A 23102-nucleotide genomic window follows, 5' to 3' on the forward strand; every position below is an offset into this window, starting at 1 on the left:
TGTGATGATTACCGCATACACAACGTAAAGCATTCCCCACCTGAAAACAGGTAGAAACTCACTAGGAAAAATGAAATTCTAAATTCTTATAGAACGGATCAGAATAAACTTTTTGGCAGTAATCCCCCAGATAAAACCATGAATATCCGGTCTAAACTGTTTATTACTCTTTAATCCAAAAATATAGACCAAACCGAAAACTCCGGCAAAAACAACAATCGCCTGAAATACATCAGACAGCTGAAAGTCATTTTCCGCAAGTTCTAAAGTTGCATTGTCTATGGTATCTGCCATTTGCTGAATTGAAAGTTTTTCATAGGTCTGATTCAGCTTATTGGCTCTTTTAGGTAAATGATGAGAAACATGACCGGAATAGTCATTTCGTAGCGTTTTAACGTTAAGCCTGCTTTCTACTACAAAAAGCAGAAAAAGACCAGTTAAAAAATATACTATAAAGTTTCTCATTTTGAAGTCGCAAATGTACATCTAGATTATTATATCATCATAATAGATTAACAAAATTTAACGCTTCTTTAAATAACCTGAATCTGAAATTTCACATAATATGCAATACATTAGAAAACAAGCTTTTATAAACCAATTAAGCTCCTCATCCATATCATAATACTTCTCGGTTCTTACTTTTTCAATTGACTTGTGTCTTGTTTTTCGACATTTTATTTAGAACAAACTCATGAATCAAGAAAAATATCAACTTGAAAAACTAAAATTTATCATAATTTCAAATTATTAATATAAGCATATTGTTATTCTCTAATTTTAGAATTATTTTTGCAAAAAATTTACACAACAAATGAACTACGAAAAAAAATCCATTATTCTATTGAAAATAAAACGGTTAAAAAACCATCATCTGCACCTTCAATCACAAAATTCTTACTATAAATAATCAGTTTTTGTTTCACGGAAGAATGTTTTAAAAAGAATGGACAAAACCTATCTGATTAAAACACAATGTTAGTTTATGAAAAATTAACATATATTTATTAAAAATATTCGTATTTTTATATAGTATTAATATCATATTTCATGAAACACTTTAAAATCACTTATCATTATGAAAAAATTATTAACAACACTCCTTTTGGGATTGGCAATTCTTTCCTCAACAGCGTGTAAACACCCCGGAAAAGAAGCTGAAACTGTTACCACTGCTGTTCCCGAAAATACAGATGACATTTCAAAAAATGTATATGTTGACAGCTATGGAGAAAAAATAGAAGTTACTATAAACCGGACTAAAAATACAGCAACGGTACATTTAAACGGTAAAACTTATGACCTTAAAAAAAGTGAAGCTTTACCAGACTATACCGCCTCAAATGAAGAGTACCAATACTCTGAAATTAAAGGTAATATCACTTTTTTAAAGAAGAATGTAGATATGGTGCTCTTCCATCTTAAACAGGCAAAAAAAGAGTCTGGTCCGGCAAAAATGGCATCGTATTAGCTTATGTACAAACAGAAAATTTAAAATTAAAATTTATGAAAAGCTTGTATTACTATTTATCCGCTCTTTTCCTGACTGTATTTCTTGTTTCTTGCCAGACACAAACTGCACAGAAACCTACAACAGATATTACTGGAAAAAAATGGAAATTAACTGAGCTTAACGGTCAACCGATTGCATTAAAGAACCCAAAAAATAACCCTTATTTCAAACTTGATATGAATGGGATGAAATATGAAGGTCACGCAGGATGTAACGGATTAGGAGGAACTTTTGAGATCAAACAGGATGTGATGAGAATCAAATTCAACCAAGGGATGTCTACCATGATGGCTTGTGAGGATCTTGATATCGAAAATCAGTTTACAAAAGCAATCCTTGCCGCTGATAATTACTCTGTTAATGGAAATACATTAACTTTAAATAAAGCGAGAATGGCACCTTTAGCTAAATTCATTCTTGAATAAGAAAAAAATAATTAGATTTAATATAAAAAGACGTCCTTGTATGGGGGCGTCTTTTTTACTTTTTATGATATATCATATAGGAAACCAAAAGGCAAATATTTACCAGAACAGCAAATGAATTTGATAAAATAATGGGAAGTTCATCTTTTACAAAGCCATACCACACCCATAAAGACAATCCGGAAATAAGAACCAAAAGCATAAGCAGGGAAATATCTTCAACATTTTTCTCCCGAATCACTTTTACAAGCTGTGGAATCATGGATATGGAGGTAAGAACTCCTGCAATAATCCCTAATAGATTTTCATTCATATAGTATGGCCGTTAAGATTACATTTGATAAAAGTTATTTATTAAATCTATTTAATGAAACTTCTTCATCTAGGGGAATATCTTCTTCAATAAAACGGAAAAGATCTCTTGAGAAATAACATCCGTTCAGAATTCCTCTTGCTCCCAGTCCATTGAAAACATACAAATTTTGATAGCTTTCATGCCTTCCTATAATTGGTCTTCTGTCTTTTACAGTAGGTCTGAAGCCAAAATTAACTTCTTTTACTTCAAAATCATAAGGATAGAATTCAGACAATCCGTTGACTAATTGATCAACCGCTGAATCGTCAATATGATGGTGAAGCTGCTCCCGGTCATAAGTCCCACCATAGAAATAAAGTCCATTTCCGGTAGGAAAAAGGAAGTGTTTCTTTTTAATCGTAATATTTTCAGGAATAGGTTGAGAAAGTTCAACTTTTATATGATGTCCCTTATTTGGGTTCACTGCAATTTCTGAAAAATAAGGATTGTCCTTCACTCCCATTCCTTCACAGAAAATAATATTTTTAAAATTAAAATCTTTATAAATCCCTTCTGATGGATTCAACTTAGCATATTCAAACTTTTCGCTGATAAGAAACCCATTTTTTTCAAAATAATTGAATAAACCTGCGAAAAATCCATTAACATTTAATCTAGCAGACTGGTTTACCTTTCCGGAGAGAAAGTCGTTTTTTACTACATTTAAAGACTCAAAATTTTCATCCAAAAAGTTCGAAAGTTCTTCGTTTCCCGATTTTTTAAGCCAAAGCTTCTGCTCATTTTCATCATGAAAAATTCTGTGAATAGGTGCATTGATGAGATAGTTCTCTCCGGTATACGATTCTATCTCCTTAAGACTGCTCTTCAGAAAATCAATTTGCTCCTGAACTTTCCAGAATGTGGTAAACTTTTTAAGTACAACAGGGTTAATAATCCCTGCAGAAACCTGGGAAGCACTTTTTCTTCCTTCAGAAAAGATCACAAAGGATTTATTGTTTTTAATCAGTTGATGAGCTAAAAAAAGCCCGGCATATCCATCTCCTACAATAATATAATCTACATTTTTCATATGAGCAATTTCATTTATTTAAAGGTCATATGCAATCGCCTATATCATTGATTATTGATTAGCAATAAACAAAGGGCGATTTCATAATAAAAAAAAACCTGAGTAAAAATACTCAGGTTTTGCATAAATATCAAGTGAAATTTAGTAATTCCACATATCATTTTCCATTTCTAGAATTTGTGACTTGATTCTGTTGCTTTCTTCTAGCTGATCATCAGCATCTTTAGGGATATAATCTTTAATGGTACCATCTCCTAAACCGCTTGAAGATTTATAAATTACAGAAGAGAATCTTCTTGCATTGATAATATCATCAAAAGACAGGTCTGCAGAAGAGTTTTTTCTGTTGTAAACATAATTGTTTGCTAAAACATCTCTTGCATTAGGATAGAAAATCCAGAATAGGTCGATAAGATCATCATTGCTTGCAATTGGCTTACCGTCTGGTCCTATAACTCCTTGTACTGCAGGATCTGGTCCCATTGCTGCAATACCAAGAGGTCTGTATTTCATCTGTCCGTCTCTCTTATCTACGAACCACATTCCCATGATTTTAAGCACTTTTACTTTCTCAGTAGTCGTCTTAAATACGTCTGTATATTCTTTTTTCTCCTGTTCAGTTAATTGTCTTCCTGAGTTTAGAATATCAATAGCAGCATCGTTGATTCTAACGTTCTCTAATCTTTTTTGGATTCCCTCCGGTGAAAGCTTTACAGTAAAGTTTTCGTCGTCATACACCTGCTCAATTTTACCACTTAAAGCTGCATCTAACAGTAACTGGTATAGAGATCTAGTAGGCGTAGAAAGAAGACCGTCCGGATTATCATAGTAAAATGGCTGATTGATCTTATCATTCATATCGATGATTTCCCAAACAAACATACTCTTAAGGATGTCTTTGTCTTCCACAAATCCATATTCAAGAGGCTTTACTGTTTTATCAATAATAGTATCACCAACTTTTTGTTTGTTCTCCGCTCTCATCTGTCTAAACTCTTCTGGAGAAGAAGCGTTCAGAATAGTCTGGGAAAATGCAAATCCCGAAACTAATACTAAAAGGGTGCTAATATATTTTTTCATAATAAATTACAATTTTAGTCCTATTGAACATTAATAATAATAGGAGTAATGTTTTTAATCTGTTGGCCTTCCAATCCTTGAGCTGTTGCTTTAATATCAAAGATAGATACAACATCTCCTGCTCTCAGATTCTTTATTAATCCTGCTGCTTCACCTAATGTATTTCCATGAATCAATAGTGCTGCTCTACCAGGTACTCTTACCATGAACTGTGTTACATTGAACGAAACAGGGAAATCGAAGTCAGGAATAGCAGCCTGTACAGATTGGTTAGGAATAGAAGTTGCCGGCATCGACAATACATTCTGTCCTCTCATCTGACCTTGCGGTGGCGGAACATTCTTGATTCTATATTCAAATACCTGAGATACTGATTTTCCATAAGGATCTACTCCAGATAATGTCAATTTCACTGTAGTACCTGTTGAAGGTTTTACAATCCACTTACCAGGGCCTGTATTTCTTACAGAAGCTCCCGGAGCTGATAATGAAAGTTTAGAATTATCTGCACCTAGGATAGATCCTGATACAGGGTTTTCTAATCCTCTATACATTACGTTCATTTTATCAGCAGAAAGTAATAATCCTTTTTCAAGTTTTACTTCTCTAGGTCCAGCAATTACATTATAAGTATGCGTCCAAGGGAAAGATTGTGGCTTACCTGAAGCATCTGTTAATGTAATCGTTCCAGCTAGTTTATGTTCTCCGATACCTGCTCCTGAAATAGGAATGATACCTTTACCATTTTCTTGCTTACTAACCCCAGAAATGCTTATCTTATTACTATTAGAATAAGTACCTAACATTACTTTTACTTCAGCCTGCTTACCAGCCTGGATATCTGTAGGTCCTGAAACAATTGGTTCGTAGCTTGTAAACTTGATACTAGCATCTACTTTCTCCTGAAGCATTAATGCTAATGCATCAGATTGTACGTTTCTGGCATCATTTTGGATAATTTCCAAATTAGATATCGCAGCAATAAGTGGCTGATGATAAAATTTATTTTGGAACCAAGTTTTCTCATTCGGAGATTTTCCTTTAGGATATTCCGCAATAAGAGATTTGTTGGCTCTATCTACTAAATCTTTAAGTTGATCATTATTACCAAAAGTTTTATTGATGTAATCTCTTACGTCATCTATTTTACGTTTTAGTTCTAATGCATTAGGAGAAGGTGAATTTTCATCTCCTTCTTTAAAGAAATATTCCGTAGTAGCTTCATTGTTATTTAATGCAGCAAAGTTTTCACTTACGTCAATCTCTTTTCCGGTTTTAGGATCTTTATCATGAAATTCTGATTGTTTTTTCAGTAAATCCTTGATATCCTGAGCATGTTTTACTAACGCATCAATCTTGGTTTTCAAAGATTTATAATCTTCCCAAGGTTTTGAGTAAGTATCCGGAACCTGCTGAGCTTTAGCTTCCAGCGTTTTTTCAAAAATCTTTTCGTTCTTTCTTTCTGTTAAAGTTCTGGTTTCATTTAATGCTCTTGTAGAGTCATAATATGATCTGATGATTTCTGCATCAATGTTTAGGGCCATCATCGCGATGAACACCAGATACATCAGGTTGATCATCTTCTGACGAGGGGTCTGTTTTCCTTGTGCCATTCTCTTTTCTTTGTTTTTTGATTAAATAGTTTAAGTTCAGAAATGGTTAGGAATTAAGACTTCATAGCAGTTAGCATACCACCATAAACTCTATTTAAGTTATTAAGATTAGATGTTAAACCTTGTAGCTCTTGGTTGAATTTTTCAGAATGTTCAACAGATTTCTGCATATCAGAAACATATTTAGTTGCAAATTCTGCTTGTTTCTTACCGCTTTCCAACTGCATTGCATATAATGCATTCATACTTTCCATATGCTGAGCAGCCTTGTTCAACTGATCGTTATATTTATGAGTAGAAGCAGAAACGTCAACAGTTTGGTTGATTTGATCTACAGAACTTGAAAACTTGTCAATTCCAGTTCTTAGTCTCTCAAATAATTGAACATCTAGTCTAGCGTCTTCAAGCATTTTATCCAATTTAGTAGAAAGAGAGTTTTCTAATTCTGCGAATTGGTTACCTGTATTTCTAGTAGTTACATTTGAGTGTAATGGGTTTGGGTTCGCATGTTTATCTAATAATTCAGGGTAAACATTTTCCCAAGCATAAGACTCTTCAGTTTTTGGAGGGTCGAAAGCGAAGATAATAAAGATAATCGCTTCTGTAATAAGCCCTACAGTAAGTGCTATATTACCGTTAATTGGTCCCAGGGTTATGTGAGTAATTTTAAGCCAAGCTCCAAGAATTACAATTGCAGCACCGAATGAATAGAAGAAATTCATCCAAGCATCTTTCGTCTTAAACATATTGAGTTAGTTTTTTTAATGTTAAATAAAATTGTATTGAAAAATAATTGTTTTGGTTTATTATCTGTTAACTCTTCTTGGCTTAACAGCTGCTTCAGGGATGTCCTGTACAGTTCTAAATCCGATATAGCTTCTTGCTGAATCTTTTCTCTCCCAGTCTCTTGCACCCGTCATTAACGCATATCCTATATCTTTCCAAGATCCACCTCTTACAGATTTTTTAGTATCCTTTTTATCTTTAGTAGAAGGATTTAGTGTAGAAGAGAATCCATAAGAAGAGTTGTTATATGCAGATTCTGTCCATTCAGAAACATTTCCAGCCATATCAAATAACCCAAATCCATTTTTCTTAAATTTCTTAACTGGAGCTGTATATGTATAAGTACCTTTTTTCTCGTCTTCCATATAGTTACCTCTCTTAGGTTTGAAGTTAGCTAAATAGCAACCTCTGTCATCCATTAAGTATGGACCTCCCCAAGGGTAAGTGGCATTTTGCATACCTCCTCTTGCAGCATATTCCCATTCGATTTCTGTTGGAAGACGGAACTGCAATGGTCTTTGTTTTTTTCTTTTTAGACTTTCGTTGTAATCAGTTTTCAATTTAGATCTGAAGTTACAATAAGCTCTCGCCTGATCCCATGTTACACCCACTACAGGATAGTTTTTGTAAGCCTTGTGCCAGAAATATTGTTCAAATAATGGCTCATTGTAAGCAAAGTGGAAATCTTTTACCCAAACCGTAGTATCGGGATAAATCGCGATACTTTGGCTTTTCAGGTAATTGGCTCCTCTTTCGTTATCTGCAAGTGCTGCATCCATATCTCCCCAACGGTACGTATACTTCAACTTACTTACATCTAAAATTCTTTCGTTTCCAATTCTTGAAGAAGCAGGCAAATACATAGATTCCAGAACTTCTGCGTACTCTACATCCGGGTATTTTGAAGTACTCCAGTGTAAAGGAATTTTCCAGTCTAATCTTTTGCTAGCATCATAGGTTCCGTCTTCACGGCCCCCCTGACCTTCCATATATTCTTGATAAGGTGTTAAATTTTCTTCTTTTTTAGCAAGGTATGCATAATCTCCTATGCTTGCTCCTCTACGACCACCTTCATCACCACCTTCTCCGGCAGCTTCAGCGAGTAGAGTTCTTGCGATAGAATCTCTTACATAGTTGATAAATACCCTGTATTCTGCATTGGTAGTTTCTGCTTCATCCATGAAGAAAGAAGAAACAGTAACTGTCTTCAATGATGCTTTTTCAGGTGTATTTGTTGGATCCTGGTCTGCTAAACCAGCAACAAATGAACCTGCAGGAATTGCAACCATTCCGTATGGTCGTTCCGCAACAAATGATTTCGTTTTTTCTCTTGGTATCAATTCTCCTTTTGTTCCTGGCTTCCCTACAGAAGAGCTGCCACCACCTGAACAAGATACCGATGCTACCGACGCAGACAATAATAAAAGAAATATCCTTTTCATGTTAATTTTTATAATTAAGCCGTAAATATATAATTTTTTTAAGAAACTTTTAAGATTTTTTTTGAAATAACGGAAGAAATCTAAATTTATTTTATTTACAACTAATTTTTATTCCACAGTTACAGATTTTGCCAAATTTCTCGGCTGATCTACGTTCGCTCCTCTATATACTGCAATATAATAAGCAAGCAGTTGTAACGGTACTGACGCTACAATTGGAGAGAAACATTCTGAGGTTTCAGGAATTTCAATAACGTAATCTGCCATTTCGCTAACCTGACGGTCACCTTTATTAACAACAGCTATAACTTTTCCTTTTCTTGCTTTGATTTCCTGAACATTACTTACAATTTTATCATAGTGTCCTTTTTTAGGTGCTATAATAACAATTGGCATATTTTCATCAATCAGAGCGATTGGTCCGTGCTTCATTTCTGCAGCTGGATACCCTTCTGCATGGATATAAGAAATTTCTTTTAATTTCAAAGCTCCTTCCAGGGCAGCTGGATAATTGTATCCTCTACCTAAATAAAGGAAGTTGGTAGCCTTCACAAAATCTTTTGCAATATTTTGAGTCAGCTCATGAGTAGTACTTAATACTTCTTCAATCTTTTTAGGAATAGCATCAAGCTCAGCAATTAAACTCATAAACTCAGCATTTCCTAAATTTCCATTGTGCTTACCTAATTTAAATGCAATTAAAGTAAGAATAGTAAGCTGTGCTGTAAATGCTTTTGTAGAAGCCACACCAATTTCAGGACCTGCATGGGTGTAAGAACCAGCATCTGTAATTCTTGCAATAGATGAATCTACTACATTACATATACCATATATAAATGCTCCTTTTTCTTTTGCTAATTTTAAAGCAGCCATTGTGTCTGCTGTTTCTCCAGATTGAGAAATTGCAATGACAACATCTTTATCCGTAATGATAGGGTTTCTGTATCTGAATTCTGAAGCATATTCTACCTCTACCGGAATTCTTGCATATTCTTCAATAAGGTATTCTCCGATAAGACCTGCATGCCATGAAGTTCCACAAGCAATGATAATTATTCTATTAGCATTTTTGAACTTTTCTACATGATCCCAGATTCCAGCCATTTTAATAACTCCCTCATCAACAAGAAGTCTTCCTCTCATTGTATCATGAATAGACTTAGGCTGTTCAAAGATTTCTTTTAACATGAAATGCTCATATCCGCCTTTTTCAATTTGCTCTAAGCTTAATTTAAGTTCTTGGATTTCAGGTTCAATCTTAGAGTTGTCATTAATTGTTCTGATATCTACTCCATTTTCTAATGAAATGGTTGCCATGTGGCCTTCTTCAAGGTAAATAGCTTCTTTTGTAAACTCTACAAAAGGAGAAGCATCAGAAGCAATGAAATATTCTTTTTCACCAAGTCCGATCGCTAAAGGAGATCCTAATCTTCCTACAACCAACACTCCAGGATAATCTTCATGAAGTACTGTTATAGCATATGCTCCATACACTTCATTTAAAGCATATCTCACAGCTGCCGGGAAATCAATTTCCGGATTAAGGTCCATAAAATACTGAACAAGATTCACCAATACTTCTGTATCTGTTTCTGATTTGAAAGTAAATCCTTTTTCAGTAAGCATCGTTTTAATGGTATCATAATTTTCAATAATACCATTGTGTACTAGAGCTATTTTTCCATTATTTGACAAATGCGGGTGAGAATTTCTGTCGCTTGGAACTCCATGGGTAGCCCAACGAGTATGCCCCATACCAATATTGGCCGTTCCTTTTAATTGCTTGGAAATATTCACCAAATCTTCCACCTTACCTTTTGTTTTTTCTACTTCAAACTTATTGTTTGAACCTTCCAAAACTATTCCAGCACTATCATACCCTCTGTATTCCAGTCTTCTAAGACCATTAATTACGATCTCATAAGCATCCTGAAAACCTGTATATCCTACTATTCCGCACATATTTATTTTGTCTTGTGTTTATTGTGTTTTATTTATTAGCTGTTGAATAAGTAACTACCAGCTTAACTCTATTTTTATCATTACTAGGATCACTTCCTATCAGTACTACTCTGTTCATATCAGTAGCTCTGGAGGTATATTTTGCTCCATATGGTATTCCATTGTTAGATGGGTTTTTCACAAATGCTCCTAGGTTAATTAATACAGGATCATTGGTTGCCAACGTAGTAGTACCGTCTTTACCTTCAACAATATTTTTAATCGTTTTTGTGACTACAAATTCATAATACTCAGGAGTATCCCCATTCTTCGCATTATAATAATACATTGGGAATCCGGCATTCATATCTGCTGTATACACAAGGTTTGCATAATCAATTGTACCATCTTGTTTATAGGGAAGCGGAACAAGTGTAAACTTACGGTTTGCCGCTACAGATTGAGCATTAACAAATGTATTATCCATATCTACATATACTCTGATTTTAGCTCCTATAATACCAGCTTTATCATTTTTAAACTTATCTTTCAGGCCATTAATAACATCATCCGGAATTTTCACACCCATAGAAGGCCCTCCCATTCCCTGAAGGAAAATTCTAGAATCACCATTTTTTGTAAATGTAGGTATTGCCGTTCCAAGAGCAGAATTGCTTCTATCATATGCATATTGTCCGAGATGAACATTTTTATTTCCAAGATCAAATTCAATATTTGCTTGTGTTCTGGTTACTGTACCATTTTCTGTTTTATCATATTTATAATACATGATAAGCTGCATATCATTAGGAGAAAACTGGAAAAGATAACCATCATTTTCTTCCACTGAAAGCTTGATTCCATTGAAATATCTTGTAAAGTTTGCAGCATCCTGAAGCACAGGTTTTCCTTTTTGATCAAGAATCTTCTGCTGGAAGAAAGTTTTATCCAGGTTTATTCTAAAGCCTAACTTACCATCAAATACATTAACATTATCAGATTTCCTGGTAACCGTTACAGTACTTACGTTTCCGTCAAAAACTCCAGACCCTAGTAAAGTACCTGTAGTAACACCACTTGCAGTAGAATATGTAAACTCTGTTTTGCTTGCGTCTAAGAACGAAGTAACTTCATTTACATTAATTTTCATAGACTTAAAAGCATCACCATCTTTACCATATTTAAAAATCGGGTATGTTTTCTTCTCTATTGAAACAGCTACTTTCTCATTTCCAACAGGAAAGTCATTTTTGTCATAAGCACCAGGTGCTACTACTTTATCAGCTATATAATAAGTATCATCTGCTGTATTTGCAGGTGTTCTTACCACCAGTACCACGGAATCTACTTCTGGTTTATCTCCGAAATCAAAGGTAGCAGGTAATCTCAATTGAGTAATATAAGAAGCTTTCTGCATTCCAAATTGACCTTCTTTAAAAGCTCCAAGAACAGCTACATTAGATCCCCCAGTAGCGAGCAGTCTGTTCGCATCGCTCCTGATAGAGTCATTATTATTAATATTATAGGCTATAATAGGCAATGAAAGTTCAGTACCTTTTGCAGCATCTTTATCAAAGAGTTGTTGACCAAGCGAATCCGGATCCGGTTCGCAGTTATAAAGAATTGCACTTCCGAAAACCGCCAATAGAAGCATGGCGAAAGTCCTTTTAAGAGTATGAGTCATTAAAAATGTGTTTTTTTAATAAAGTTGATTTATAGAATCTACATCAAGATACTCCGACTTTTGAGTCGCTGTTTCATTGAAAGCCTTATCAAGGTCTTCATCCAGGAATTCATCTCCTTTTACAACAGTATCTACATAGTTCATACTTTCGATAACGAAACTTTTGATCGTTGGATTATCTAACGCTTTTAATCCTGAAATATTATCAAACTTCAGCTTTTCATCGATCTTTTTATCAAGTTCAGCTTCTTTCTCATTGTATAAGGAAAGAACAATCTTTGCATCCTTGAAATAAGTATCTGATTCGTAGTAAGTTTTAAGATAAATTGGAACAAATGAAGACATCCATCCATTCAAATGAATAACATCCGGTACCCAATTGAGCTTTTTGATGGTTTCAATTACTCCTCTGGCAAAGAAAATTGCTCTTTCGTCATTATCATCGAAAGGGGTTCCTTCATCATCGAAATAATATTGTTTTCTTTTGAAGTATTCTTCATTGTCTATAAAGTAAACTTGAAGTCTTTCCCCCGGAAGAGACGCTACTTTAATGATAAGTGGCTGATCCAGGTCATTGATAATAATATTCATCCCTGAAAGACGGATCACCTCATGAAGTTGGAATTTTCTCTCACTTATTTGTCCAAATCTTGGCATAAAAACTCTTACATCATTGCCTTCATTGTGCATCTTAAGCGCCATTTTGTTTACCACAGCGGCCATATTTGTATCTTCCTGGTATGGATACATCTCTGTAGTAATATACAGTATTTTTTGATTCGGCATAAACTTTCTATCTAATTTTTGTAAAAATGCTTTAATGTGCAAAATTACAAAAAAACATCCAACATTATTTTAATTAACATTTTTTTACGAAAATTCCCTTTGGCAAATTGGTAAAAACACATTTTATTATATGATATTTTTAGTATTTTTGAATAAGTATTAAAATAAACTATGGAAGTTATAAAAAACAGAAAAATCCTTCAGGATTTCATTGAAAGACAGAAGGAAATGGGAAAAAGAATTGGCTTTGCCCCTACGATGGGAGCTCTGCACAAGGGACATCTTTCTCTGTATGAAGAAGCAAAAAAGGAGAATGACCTTGTTATTTCTTCAATTTTTGTAAATCCAACTCAATTTAACAATCCTGAAGACCTTGAAAAATACCCAAGAGATATCAACAGGGATATCCTGATTCTGGAAAAATCCGGGCTTGTAGATGCTGTTTACATTCCCGAAGTTACAGATATCTATCCTGAAAAAGCAGAAAGTCAACACTATGATTTTGATGGATTGGAGAATGAAATGGAAGGAAAATCCAGACCAGGACATTTTGACGGTGTAGGAACCGTTGTAGAGGAATTATTCAGACAGATAAAGCCTGACAATGCTTATTTTGGAGAAAAAGATTTCCAACAATTAGCCATTATCAGGAAAATGGTTGATAAAAAACACCTACCCGTTAAAATACAAGGTGTTTCTATTTATAGAGCGGATAACGGCCTGGCATTAAGTTCAAGAAACCAAAGACTTCATGAAGACCGAAAAGAAGCTTCGAAAATCATTTATGAAACTTTAAAAAAAGTAAATGACTGGTTCAGAACTGTTAGTATTCCCGAAATCAAAGAAAGAGTAACCGATATTTTTGACAATCAAAAAGGAATGCAATTGGAATACTTCCTTATTGCAGATGAAAACACCTTACAGGAAACCGATTTTTTCTATAAAGACAGAAAATTCAGAGCCTTTATTGTGGTCGTTGTAGATGGAGTGAGATTAATTGACAATATGCATTTGGATTAATACTTACTTCCAAAGGCTTTTCCTAGTAAAACATAGCTCTGATCATATCTGGTCAGAGTTTTTCTTTTGAGTTATCTCCAAAGCATATTTTTCTTTAGGATTTTAAACATAAAAATACCATCATATCATCAAAGAAATATAGCCCATGTCTGTATCCGTTTTAGATATTACATCTCCTTTATTATTAACTATTTTATCCTTCAGTTAAATGCAAAAAATCAAAGGCCTCCGGAAGGAAGCCTTTGAAACACCAAATCACAAAATATTAATATGAAAAAAATTTACTTTTCAGTAAACTTGTGACCCGGCTGGGATTCGAACCCAGGACCCATACATTAAAAGTGTATTGCTCTACCAGCTGAGCTACCGAGTCGGCCACAATCAAGAATAAATATAGATAAATATTCTTAATTATAAAATTTTCTTTGCAGTGCCTGCGACTGGACTCGAACCAGCACATCCTTAGGAAACCACCCCCTCAAGATGGCGTGTCTACCAATTTCACCACGCAGGCAATAAAATTACAAGATTTGTAATATTTATTGCTAGTGACCCGGCTGGGATTCGAACCCAGGACCCATACATTAAAAGTGTATTGCTCTACCAGCTGAGCTACCGAGTCGGCCACTTCATAAACAAGTTTTCATTTAAGTAATGTCCCTTGTTTTAAGTGGTGCAAAGATATGACTTTTTTCTTTATCTCAAAACTTTTTCGCAAATTTGTTAAAAAAAAATTCATGATAATTTCACTAATTGGTTATATGGGAAGTGGCAAATCCCACATTTCCAAAATATTAAGCGATAAAATAGATTTCAAACTCATTGATCTTGATAAAGAGATTTACAGAAGAAATAAATTAACCATTCCTGAGATTTTTGAGAAAAAAGGAGAAATTTACTTTAGAAAACTAGAAAGAGAGGCCCTTGAAGAAATATTAGCTTCTGAAGAGAATGTAATATTAAGTCTTGGAGGCGGAACTCCTGTTTATTATAATAATATGGAAATCATTAATCATAATTCTAAAAGCGTTTTTTTAAGAACCTCTGTAGGAACATTGGTTGAAAGACTTTCTAAACAAAAGGAAAAAAGGCCGTTAATTGCCAACATCTCTGATGAAGACCTCCCGGAATTTATTGCCAAGCATTTATTTGAAAGAAATCAATTTTACAGTAAGGCCCAGTTCACGGTTGGCACTGACGCCAGAGAACCTGAAGACATTGTCAACGAGATAATAAAAAAGCTCTATCACTAGAGCTTTTTATTTTAATCTTCATCTTCGGTTTCATTACCAGTTTCTCCGAAGAAATCATCCCAATCAGTAAAATCAGCATCAATATCATTGCCTACATAATCATCCATATCCCTTCTGTCTTTTTTGGTAGGTCTTCCCTCTCCTTTGTTTCTGTAATAATCCTGGGACATTTTACGCAGTTTCAACAATTCGTATTGTTCTTTATCAGTAACATCCTGTATATGAAGGGGAACTAATTTAGCTCCTATTCTGCTTTTAGGAATCTGTAATACCTTTATTTTATAATCAATCTGGTTCTTACGAATCTTAATAACATCTCCCTCTTTTACCTCCTTAGATGATTTTACGGCAGACGTTCCTATAGAAACTCTATTCTTTTTAATCTCCTCAGCTGCAATACTTCTCGTCTTATAAAAACGAATGCTCCATAAAAATTTATCTATTCTCATATTTTTTTATACTTTTGCCGTTATATTATTTGTAAAGTAATTAAAGTTTTTTGAAATGAAAAAAATATTTTTATATATCCTTGCCGGATCTTTATGTTTTTCCGCATGTAAAAAAGATGATGAAGTAAATACTTACCAGGAACCCGCAGATATTAATGTACAGAACACATATGACGATCAAGCTATTACAAAATTCCTGGATGAAAATTATCTGGATGCACAAGGGAATATAAAAGCTTTCAGTGCCACTGATACTTCTGATGATAATGAGAAGAAATTATCACAATTGAAGGTTGAAAAGCTTCCTTCAGGAACAATTTATATCATGAGAAATGGAGCACAACCTGCCCCAGGCAACGGTAAAGTAATTGGTACTGATGATATCATTAAAATAATGGGTAGAGCTGATGCTTATCTGGCTATTGATAACAATGGAACTCCTGTATTTTCTGCTAAGAGTCCATTTTTAAACACTATTGATGATAGCACAATTCCAGTGGTTGACCCAGCTTATTATTATGCAAAGAAAAGTACAAGAGTGAACAATGGTAGAGAAAGAGACTATTTTGAAATACCTGGTTTCAGAGAAGCATTACAGAAGTTTACCGCTTTTAAAGATTTACCAAATGAAACACCTTACAACCTTCAAGGGGTAATTATTGTACCTTCAAGAGCTGCTTTTGCTCGAAATGCTTACTATCCTTATGGTGGGTACAATTATAGAAACAAATCATTTGTTTTCAATTTCCAGATCTACGGAACTGAGACAAGACCTACCGATGATAAATAAAAACAAGCCGTCTATAAGAGACGGTTTTTTATTATCATTATTAAACTAAAGCATTATGTTTTTTCAAGAATAGGACAAAACATTTATCAAGTTTAACAGATATAAAAAAACAGATTAGAGGTATATTCTAATCTGTTTTTTTATTTATTAAGGCTGTCTTTACAGCCATCTGATTAAATTAAGATCTCGCTTTCTGCTTTACATTTCCTAAAATATCAGGGAAATAAAGATCTGCAAGGTGGTCAAATTCATCTCCTCTCATAAACATCGTAGCGTCTACTTCTTCATAAGAACTTCTTCCTGCTGCTGCAATCAGCTCATTGCAAGTATGAAGGGTATTTTTATGGAAATGATATACTCTTTCTGCCTTATCTGTAACGTCAAGCCCTTTAATAAGCATTTTATCTTGTGTAGCCACTCCTGTCGGACAATTATTGGAATTACATCTTAAGGCCTGGATACATCCCAGCGAGAACATAAATCCTCTTGCATTATTACACATATCCGCTCCCATCGCTACCGCTCTTAAGATATCTAAACTTGTAAGTACTTTACCACTGGCTATTACTCTCAGCTTATTTCTCAGGTTATAATTATTAAGGGTTCTGTTGACAAAGATCAAAGCAGGCTCTAACGGCATTCCCACTCCGTCTGAGAATTCAGGTGGTGCGGCACCTGTTCCCCCTTCTGCTCCATCAATCGTTATAAAATCAGGATAGATCTTCAATACATTCATTTGTACACAGATATCTTCAAATTCTTTAGTATCACCAATACAAAGTTTAAATCCAATAGGCTTCCCTCCTGAAAGTTCTCTTAATTCCTGTACAAATTTCAACAATCCGGCAGCATTTGAAAATGCAGTGTGTGATGGTGGAGAAATTATGGTCATTCCTGGCTTTACATGACGAATAGCTGCAATTTCCGGGGTATTCTTCACCCCCGGAAGTACTCCTCCGTGTCCTGGTTTTGCTCCTTGTGATAATTTAATCTCAATCATTTTAACATTAGGAAGCGTTGCATATTTTTTAAATAATTCAGGATTAAATTTCCCTTCTTCATCGCGACATCCAAAATATCCTGTACCGATCTGCCAGCATAAATCTCCTCCTTCCAGGTGGTGAGGAGAAACCCCTCCTTCTCCTGTATTATGAAAGAAATTTCCTTTTTTAGCTCCTCTGTTTAATGAAATCTGTGCCCTGTCACTCAATGCACCAAAACTCATTGCAGAGATGTTAAATAAAGAAGCATGGTAAGGCTGTGTACACTGCTCTCCTCCTACCCAAACTCTCGGAAGTTCTTCTGATGGAGATTTTGCATAAATAGAATGCTTAATTCCCTCATATTTTCTATGATTTACTTCTAACTGAGTTCCGAAAGCTACAGTATCACTAAGATTTTTAGCACGTCTGTATACGGCAGAACGTTGATTTCTTGGGAACGGTTTCCCATCTGTCTCCCTTTCAATGAAATATTGCTGCATTTCGGGTGAAATACTTTCGAAAAAATACCTGAAGTACCCCAGTACCGGGAAGTTCCTCAAAATAGCATGTTTCGATTGGTAAGCATTGTAAACTCCCAATGCATAAATAGCGGATAACAGCGTCGGTATCCAGTAATGCGCTTTTATCAGCAGTGCTACAATCCAGGTAGCAGCTACTAATACAATTCCCCAAGATAAAAACTTATCTCTCATGAATGTAGTATTTAAAGTTTAAAAATAAATTTAGTGGAAATTTTGCAAAGAGCCTATGCTTTTGCTAAAAAATTTTGGTAGGAAGATTGCACAGAAACTGTGCCATCTGACAGGATTTTTTCTAAATTTAGAAATTCGATTTGATTGACGAAGGCAGGGTCAAAGTCTTTCTGAACTCTCACATAGTTTTCTGTGAAGCCAAACATTTTCCCGTCTTTATTTTCGTGCTCCCAAAGTACAGGAAGCGTTTTTCCAAGTTGAGTCTGATAAAATGCCATTTTTTTCTTTTCAGAAAGAATTCTAAGCATTTTATTACGTTTTTTCCTTTCTGCGATCTGAACGACTCCATCCATAGCAGCGGCTTCAGTATTCTCTCTTTCAGAATAAGTAAATACATGAAGGTACGTGATAGGAAGTTCATTAAGAAAATTATAAGTTTCCATAAACTTCTCTTCCGTTTCTCCAGGGAATCCAACAATAACGTCCACGCCGATAGCAGCGTCAGGCATTACCTCACGGATTTTGTTTACTCTGTCATTGTACAGCTTAGTCAAATAACGACGTTTCATTTTTTTCAATAAATCATCGCATCCGGATTGTAACGGAATATGAAAATGTGGAACAAAGCTTCTGCTTTTAGAAACCAGTTCAATACTTTCATCCTTTAAAAGATTAGGTTCAATGGAGGAAATACGGATTCTTTCAATTCCTTCCACCTTATCCAATTCTGAAATAAGATCCAAAAAAGTATGTTCATGTCGTTTGTTTCCAAACTCACCTTTACCATAATCACCGATATTGACTCCGGTAAGAACGATTTCCTTGATGTCTTTTGCTGCAATTTCTGTAGCATTTTTAAGAACATTATCGATGGTATCTGAGCGAGAAATCCCTCTTGCTAATGGAATCGTACAATAAGTACATTTGTAATCACATCCGTCTTGAACTTTCAGGAATGCTCTTGTTCTGTCTCCAATAGAATAACTTCCGATAAAGAAATCCGTTTCCTCAATCTCGCATGAATGAACGATACCCTCGTTGTCTGATTTTTCTAAATCATCAAGGTAGCTTAGAATATTGAATTTTTCTTTAGCTCCTAACACAAGGTCTACACCTTCAATTTGTGAAATTTCTTCAGGTTTCAGCTGTGCATAACATCCAACAATAACCACCAGTCCATCAGGATTGGCTTTCATTGCTCTTTTTACATGAAGCTTACATTCACGGTCAGCGTTTTCTGTGACTGAACATGTATTGATTACGTAAATGTTTGCCTTCTCATCAAAGTTCACCTTATCATAACCTGCATCTGTTAATTGACGGGCAATAGTAGATGTTTCTGCAAAATTTAATTTGCAGCCAAGTGTATGATACGCGGCAGTTCTTTGAAAAGCAGACATGTGTTACTTCTGAATTTTATGGGTGCAAAGATAGTAATTTTAATAATAATCCAAGATTGATTCAGTCTATTGTTTATATTCTTGTCTTACTTCCGGGCTGTTTTGAAAGCAGACAGGCGATGAATTGGCATCAGATTCTTCTGCAGAAAATTTGTTTTTCATTTCTGTATTAAACTCTTGCGATTTGTTTCTGGCAATAGAAAGTGTATTCCAATCTTCATTTTTAATCATTTTAGCAATATAAACAATCTGCCCGATATGATATGGATAATGAGCCAGTTGTCTGAAAACAGCATCAATAACCGAATGCCCTTCTCCTCTTATATAAATCGTATCATAAAAATTTTCATCATTGATTTGACCTAAGGCGTCAAAAAAACATTTCCAGCCTCTTTCCCAAAATGCAAGAACCTCATCTTTGGTTTTAAAAGTATTCACAAATTCTTCATCTCGGTGACGCCAGGATTTTTCACCATCTTCAGTAAGAAAATTAGTCCATCTTGACAACATATTTCCTGCAAGATGATGGACAATGACTGCAATGGAGTTACTTTCTTCATTATACTGCCAAAAAATCTGTTCATCTGATAGTTGCTCGAATGATTTATCACCCAGGGATTTATAGTATTCAAAGCGTTTTATAAAGAGGTCTTTCATGCTTTCTATTTTAGTAACTAAAGTAAAAAAATCAAATAGAAAAACCACCTCAGTAGAAGTGGTTTTATCTATGTATTTTATTTATGGTATATCACTATTCCCGGTTTTTTACTAATACCCAACCTGTAAATTTAACAGGAGTATTTTTTTTATTATTCTCATTCCACAGTACAGAATACCAATAGGTACCAGTAGGAACCCTTCTTCCACTTACTGTTCCGTCCCATTTATAGCTGTTAAGTTTATCAGCCTGATGGATCTTGGTTCCGTATCTGTCAAAAATATTAATTACAAGATTCTGTTTACCTGATAATGCTGAATAATCAATTACATCATTCACTCCGTCAGCATTTGGAGTGATCACATTCACTAGGTTTGGAACAACAATTTCAACTTCTATAGGGGTACAATTATAATCATCTTTTACAAAAATCTTGTATATCCCTCTTGAAAGGTTAGTGAACATATTAGAATCCTGCCAGATAATATTGTCCAGCGAATATTGATAAGACGGTGTACCTCCTATTACAGATACTGTTATCGTATTACTGCCTATCTCAATATTGGAAATCACAGGCTGTTCAGACGGTATTACCTTTACAGTTTGGGTGGTATAGCAATCTCCGGTTTTAAGTTTTACCCAATATACTCCAACTCCTACATTAACTGTTCGAGTAGTTTCTCCGGTACTCCACAGATAACTTTTGAACCCCGGCCCTGCGTCTAAAATGGTTTTACTTTCTATACATATAGTTTTATCTTTAAGTACATCAGAATATTTCGGAGGAATCACTACTAAAGTCACTTTAACAATAGCGTAACAACCTCTGTTATTGGCCACTCTTATATACACCACTCCATTGGGTGCAATATAGTTCGTAGGGGTCAAAATTTCATTAGTCTGATGAATAGCATCAGCTTCAGATGGGTAGTACTTTTTATCCGTATTGCTTGGGTTGGTAACAAAAGCATCCGCAAGATTAAAAGATCCAGTACTTGGATTGGATTCTATAAAACAAGTGGTAAGTGTCGCTTCGTTGACAACAACTACAGGATGGAATTTTAATGTAATCTCTGCAATGGCACTGCATCCATACTCAGAAGTCACTTTTACATACACTGTTCCTTCAGCAGAGATAAATGCATTGGGATTGATGATCTCGTTAGTTCCGGCATTAAGATCAAACATGCTGTTATAGTATTTTTTAAAAACATTAGGTGCTGCTGTGACATCAGCTGTTGTCAGATCAAAAAGAGCTGTCCCTGCATTATTGTTATTACACCCTATTAATGTTGCATTTTTTACTGTAATAGATCCATCCTTAAATTTAAATGTTCCTGTCTGCTTACATTTATTGAGAGGGCTGTTTGGGTTGGTTGGATCTGTATAGCTTATACTATAATAATAAACCGTTGTAGTATTTACTGTTAAAGGAGTTGTAATGGGATTATTTACTGTTAATGCATCATTAGCACTGGTGTGATAACTTACGCTAAAACCAGGATTTCCATTAATAATCCCTGCTGATAAGGTTGTAAAATCAAATGTAACAGGATTTCCACAAATGATAACTTCTCTTGGGTTTGCCGGATTAGCAGATGGAATGCCCGGTGGAATAAAAGGATTAGGCTGAAGAGTAGGATCGGTAAATGGAGAGGCCAACGTGGCCGTTCCACCCCATGTTAAAGAGAAAGGAGCAGTTGTACTACTCGTACTGCTTACCCAGTTATCAATAAACAAGTAATACGATTCTCCAGGTAACACGTCCAAATATCGGCAATAGGGAGTTGTTGATCCTCCTATCGCATTTGTAATCGTGCTGGTCATATTTAATCCGGTAGCGGCTCCTACTCCTACAACTGTGGCAGCATTACAACGTATGGCAGCTCCCAGACTTCCGCAATTCACATTGGGTCCGAAAATAGCCCAGTCATAATCAGCATCCTGATTATTAGGAACCAGGTTAAAGGTAAGAGTACCTCCTGTGGCAATCGTAATTTTATACCAGATTGAATTATGTTCACCTGACGCATCTATACAAGTCCCCGAATTTACCATTTCTTTGATACTACCATATCCGGTAGGGCTATAAGTAATATTAGAATTTCCACAAACAGCCAGCGCGGTAGCACAATCTGCCTGGGAGTATAAAAAATGGGAAATGTATAAAAAAGCAAATAGTAAAATTTTCCTCATAGATATATTTGTTTTTATGGTTAAGTCATTTTGAGTCAGACCAATATCCAACTTATACCAAATATACCTATAATTTAATTACAAATAACAAAAGACAATATTTTTTATGATATTTAAAACAAATACATTAATTAATTAAAAAGTCAATATTCATACTTCTTATTTTATACTCGTAATATTTCCGCAGAGATTTTCCAGATGAAAAATTTTATGGAAAGGACTTTTCACTTCTTTCAGATGGTCTTTATCCTGAATAAATGTATATCTTGAAGCAATAGAATTCATATCGGAAACAATAACCAGCCAGCATTCATCCACTGAAGTATCATAATATGGAAATTTTTCATTCTTTTTTTCAATGAGCTCCAGAATTTTATCTGAGCAGAGTTCATCAAAAAGATTCATACTATACTCGTGCGTAATGAAAACATTTCTTCGATGAAAAGATTTCCTTATGCTTTTCACACAACCTATTCCTTTATTTTTTTTGATGCTTTTGTAGATATTAATAATATTCTCTTCCTGCTCTTCAAGGTTATCAAACTTTATATTGGGGTAGAATTCTAAAAAATAAACACCACGATATTTCGTAGTGTCTTCCTGTTCTAATAATATTTCTGCCTGACGGAACATTTTATTCAAAGTACTCTCTACCTTTTTCATTTCCAGATGATTGATAACTTCAGTCAGTTCTATTCCGATTTTTTTGTCGTTTAGTTTTGCGATAAAGTCCGGGCTCTCGCAGGTAAGATTTTCAAATTTCACATCAGGAAAATGATGCATAAAAGAATTGAGTAGAAGAATTTCTGACTTTTTTCGATATTTTTCACGGTCATGAAGCGGAGATTCATCTATGGTACGGTGATACTTTTCTATGGGCTTTTTTTTCAAATGCCGGTTCAGGTAATATAAACTCAGATTCTTAATCAGATCTTCATCAGAAAACGTCTTTTTCATGTGTGATTTTTTTTATTTAATTAAACAC

General features: G+C 34.7%; 21 protein-coding genes and 3 tRNA genes. 5 read left to right on the forward strand and 19 right to left on the reverse strand.

The annotated features are described in order from the left end of the window. Positions 1-78 precede the first annotated feature (78 nt). On the reverse strand, positions 79-465 hold the full coding sequence (locus EG344_RS06900; protein WP_123908844.1) for a hypothetical protein: 387 nt from the start codon (positions 463-465) through the stop codon (positions 79-81). A 613-nt stretch (positions 466-1078) separates the two neighbouring features. Between EG344_RS06900 and EG344_RS06905 the strand changes: the two genes are divergently transcribed. Both EG344_RS06905 and EG344_RS06910 read left to right on the forward strand, forming a co-directional pair. Next, positions 1079-1471 (forward strand): hypothetical protein, encoded by a 393-nt coding sequence (locus tag EG344_RS06905; protein ID WP_123908845.1) that lies wholly within the window; start codon positions 1079-1081, stop codon positions 1469-1471. Between the two features lie 35 nt (positions 1472-1506). Beyond that, positions 1507-1938 carry an META domain-containing protein gene (locus EG344_RS06910; RefSeq protein WP_123908846.1) on the forward strand — a complete coding sequence of 144 codons (432 nt, stop codon included), beginning with the start codon at positions 1507-1509 and terminating at the stop codon, positions 1936-1938. Between the two features lie 55 nt (positions 1939-1993). Here EG344_RS06910 and EG344_RS06915 read toward each other — a convergent pair whose 3' ends face one another. The 9 genes from EG344_RS06915 to EG344_RS06955 form a co-directional block, all read right to left on the reverse strand. Next, entirely contained in the window at positions 1994-2251 is a 258-nt protein-coding gene (locus EG344_RS06915; RefSeq protein ID WP_123908847.1) for a SemiSWEET transporter, read from the reverse strand. Positions 2252-2285: 34 nt separating this feature from the next. Continuing rightward, positions 2286-3323: an NAD(P)/FAD-dependent oxidoreductase gene (locus EG344_RS06920; RefSeq protein ID WP_123908848.1), complete on the reverse strand. Its 1038-nt coding sequence runs from the start codon at positions 3321-3323 to the stop codon at positions 2286-2288. A gap of 141 nt (positions 3324-3464) precedes the next feature. After that, positions 3465-4403 carry a gliding motility protein GldN gene (gene gldN / locus EG344_RS06925; RefSeq protein WP_123908849.1) on the reverse strand — a complete coding sequence of 313 codons (939 nt, stop codon included), beginning with the start codon at positions 4401-4403 and terminating at the stop codon, positions 3465-3467. Positions 4404-4423: 20 nt separating this feature from the next. After that, entirely contained in the window at positions 4424-6016 is a 1593-nt protein-coding gene (locus EG344_RS06930) for a GldM family protein (RefSeq protein ID WP_123908850.1), read from the reverse strand. A gap of 53 nt (positions 6017-6069) precedes the next feature. Further along, complete coding sequence (gene gldL / locus EG344_RS06935; RefSeq protein ID WP_065396532.1) at positions 6070-6762, reverse strand: gliding motility protein GldL; 693 nt, start codon at positions 6760-6762, stop codon at positions 6070-6072. 60 nt (positions 6763-6822) lie between these two features. Further along, positions 6823-8244: a gliding motility lipoprotein GldK gene (gldK, locus tag EG344_RS06940; RefSeq protein ID WP_123859180.1), complete on the reverse strand. Its 1422-nt coding sequence runs from the start codon at positions 8242-8244 to the stop codon at positions 6823-6825. A 108-nt stretch (positions 8245-8352) separates the two neighbouring features. Further along, a complete protein-coding gene (glmS, locus tag EG344_RS06945; protein ID WP_123908851.1) occupies positions 8353-10206 on the reverse strand; it encodes a glutamine--fructose-6-phosphate transaminase (isomerizing) in 1854 nt (617 codons plus the stop codon). A 28-nt stretch (positions 10207-10234) separates the two neighbouring features. Continuing rightward, entirely contained in the window at positions 10235-11869 is a 1635-nt protein-coding gene (locus EG344_RS06950) for a DUF4270 family protein (protein WP_123908852.1), read from the reverse strand. 15 nt (positions 11870-11884) lie between these two features. Continuing rightward, positions 11885-12655: a glycogen/starch synthase gene (locus EG344_RS06955; RefSeq protein ID WP_089738608.1), complete on the reverse strand. Its 771-nt coding sequence runs from the start codon at positions 12653-12655 to the stop codon at positions 11885-11887. Between the two features lie 171 nt (positions 12656-12826). Here EG344_RS06955 and panC point away from each other — a divergent pair, with 171 nt between their 5' ends. Then, positions 12827-13675, forward strand: a complete 849-nt coding sequence (gene panC / locus EG344_RS06960) for a pantoate--beta-alanine ligase (RefSeq protein WP_123908853.1) — start codon at positions 12827-12829, stop codon at positions 13673-13675. Between the two features lie 300 nt (positions 13676-13975). Here the strand turns inward: panC and EG344_RS06965 are convergent. The 3 genes from EG344_RS06965 to EG344_RS06975 form a co-directional block, all read right to left on the reverse strand. Then, positions 13976-14048: transfer RNA gene (locus tag EG344_RS06965), tRNA-Lys, on the reverse strand. A gap of 58 nt (positions 14049-14106) precedes the next feature. Further along, positions 14107-14189, reverse strand: a tRNA-Leu gene (locus EG344_RS06970). 35 nt (positions 14190-14224) lie between these two features. Continuing rightward, a tRNA-Lys gene (locus EG344_RS06975) sits at positions 14225-14297 on the reverse strand. Between the two features lie 115 nt (positions 14298-14412). Here EG344_RS06975 and EG344_RS06980 point away from each other — a divergent pair. After that, positions 14413-14928, forward strand: a complete 516-nt coding sequence (locus EG344_RS06980) for a shikimate kinase (RefSeq protein ID WP_123908854.1) — start codon at positions 14413-14415, stop codon at positions 14926-14928. Between the two features lie 11 nt (positions 14929-14939). On the opposite strand, the gene EG344_RS06985 is transcribed toward EG344_RS06980, so the two are convergent. Next, positions 14940-15377, reverse strand: a complete 438-nt coding sequence (locus EG344_RS06985; RefSeq protein WP_123908855.1) for an RNA-binding S4 domain-containing protein — start codon at positions 15375-15377, stop codon at positions 14940-14942. Between the two features lie 55 nt (positions 15378-15432). On the opposite strand from EG344_RS06985, the gene EG344_RS06990 reads away from it, so the two are divergent. Beyond that, positions 15433-16167, forward strand: coding sequence for a hypothetical protein (locus EG344_RS06990; protein ID WP_123908856.1), 735 nt, complete (start codon positions 15433-15435; stop codon positions 16165-16167). 178 nt (positions 16168-16345) lie between these two features. Here the strand turns inward: EG344_RS06990 and EG344_RS06995 are convergent, their stop codons facing one another. The 5 genes from EG344_RS06995 to EG344_RS07015 form a co-directional block, all read right to left on the reverse strand. Further along, the gene (locus EG344_RS06995; RefSeq protein WP_123908857.1) at positions 16346-17863 is read right to left on the reverse strand and encodes an FMN-binding glutamate synthase family protein; all 1518 of its coding nucleotides are present in this window, start codon (positions 17861-17863) and stop codon (positions 16346-16348) included. A 53-nt stretch (positions 17864-17916) separates the two neighbouring features. After that, on the reverse strand, positions 17917-19263 hold the full coding sequence (gene mtaB / locus EG344_RS07000; RefSeq protein WP_123908858.1) for a tRNA (N(6)-L-threonylcarbamoyladenosine(37)-C(2))-methylthiotransferase MtaB: 1347 nt from the start codon (positions 19261-19263) through the stop codon (positions 17917-17919). Between the two features lie 66 nt (positions 19264-19329). Then, the gene (locus EG344_RS07005) at positions 19330-19920 is read right to left on the reverse strand and encodes a DUF1572 family protein (RefSeq protein ID WP_123908859.1); all 591 of its coding nucleotides are present in this window, start codon (positions 19918-19920) and stop codon (positions 19330-19332) included. 94 nt (positions 19921-20014) lie between these two features. Next, the gene (locus EG344_RS07010) at positions 20015-22117 is read right to left on the reverse strand and encodes a T9SS type B sorting domain-containing protein (RefSeq protein ID WP_123908860.1); all 2103 of its coding nucleotides are present in this window, start codon (positions 22115-22117) and stop codon (positions 20015-20017) included. Between the two features lie 159 nt (positions 22118-22276). Further along, positions 22277-23074: a hypothetical protein gene (locus tag EG344_RS07015; protein WP_123908861.1), complete on the reverse strand. Its 798-nt coding sequence runs from the start codon at positions 23072-23074 to the stop codon at positions 22277-22279. Positions 23075-23102 lie beyond the last annotated feature (28 nt).

Origin of the sequence: Chryseobacterium sp. G0162 (assembly GCF_003815715.1) — a bacterium.
Taxonomy (GTDB): Bacteria; Bacteroidota; Bacteroidia; order Flavobacteriales; family Weeksellaceae; genus Chryseobacterium.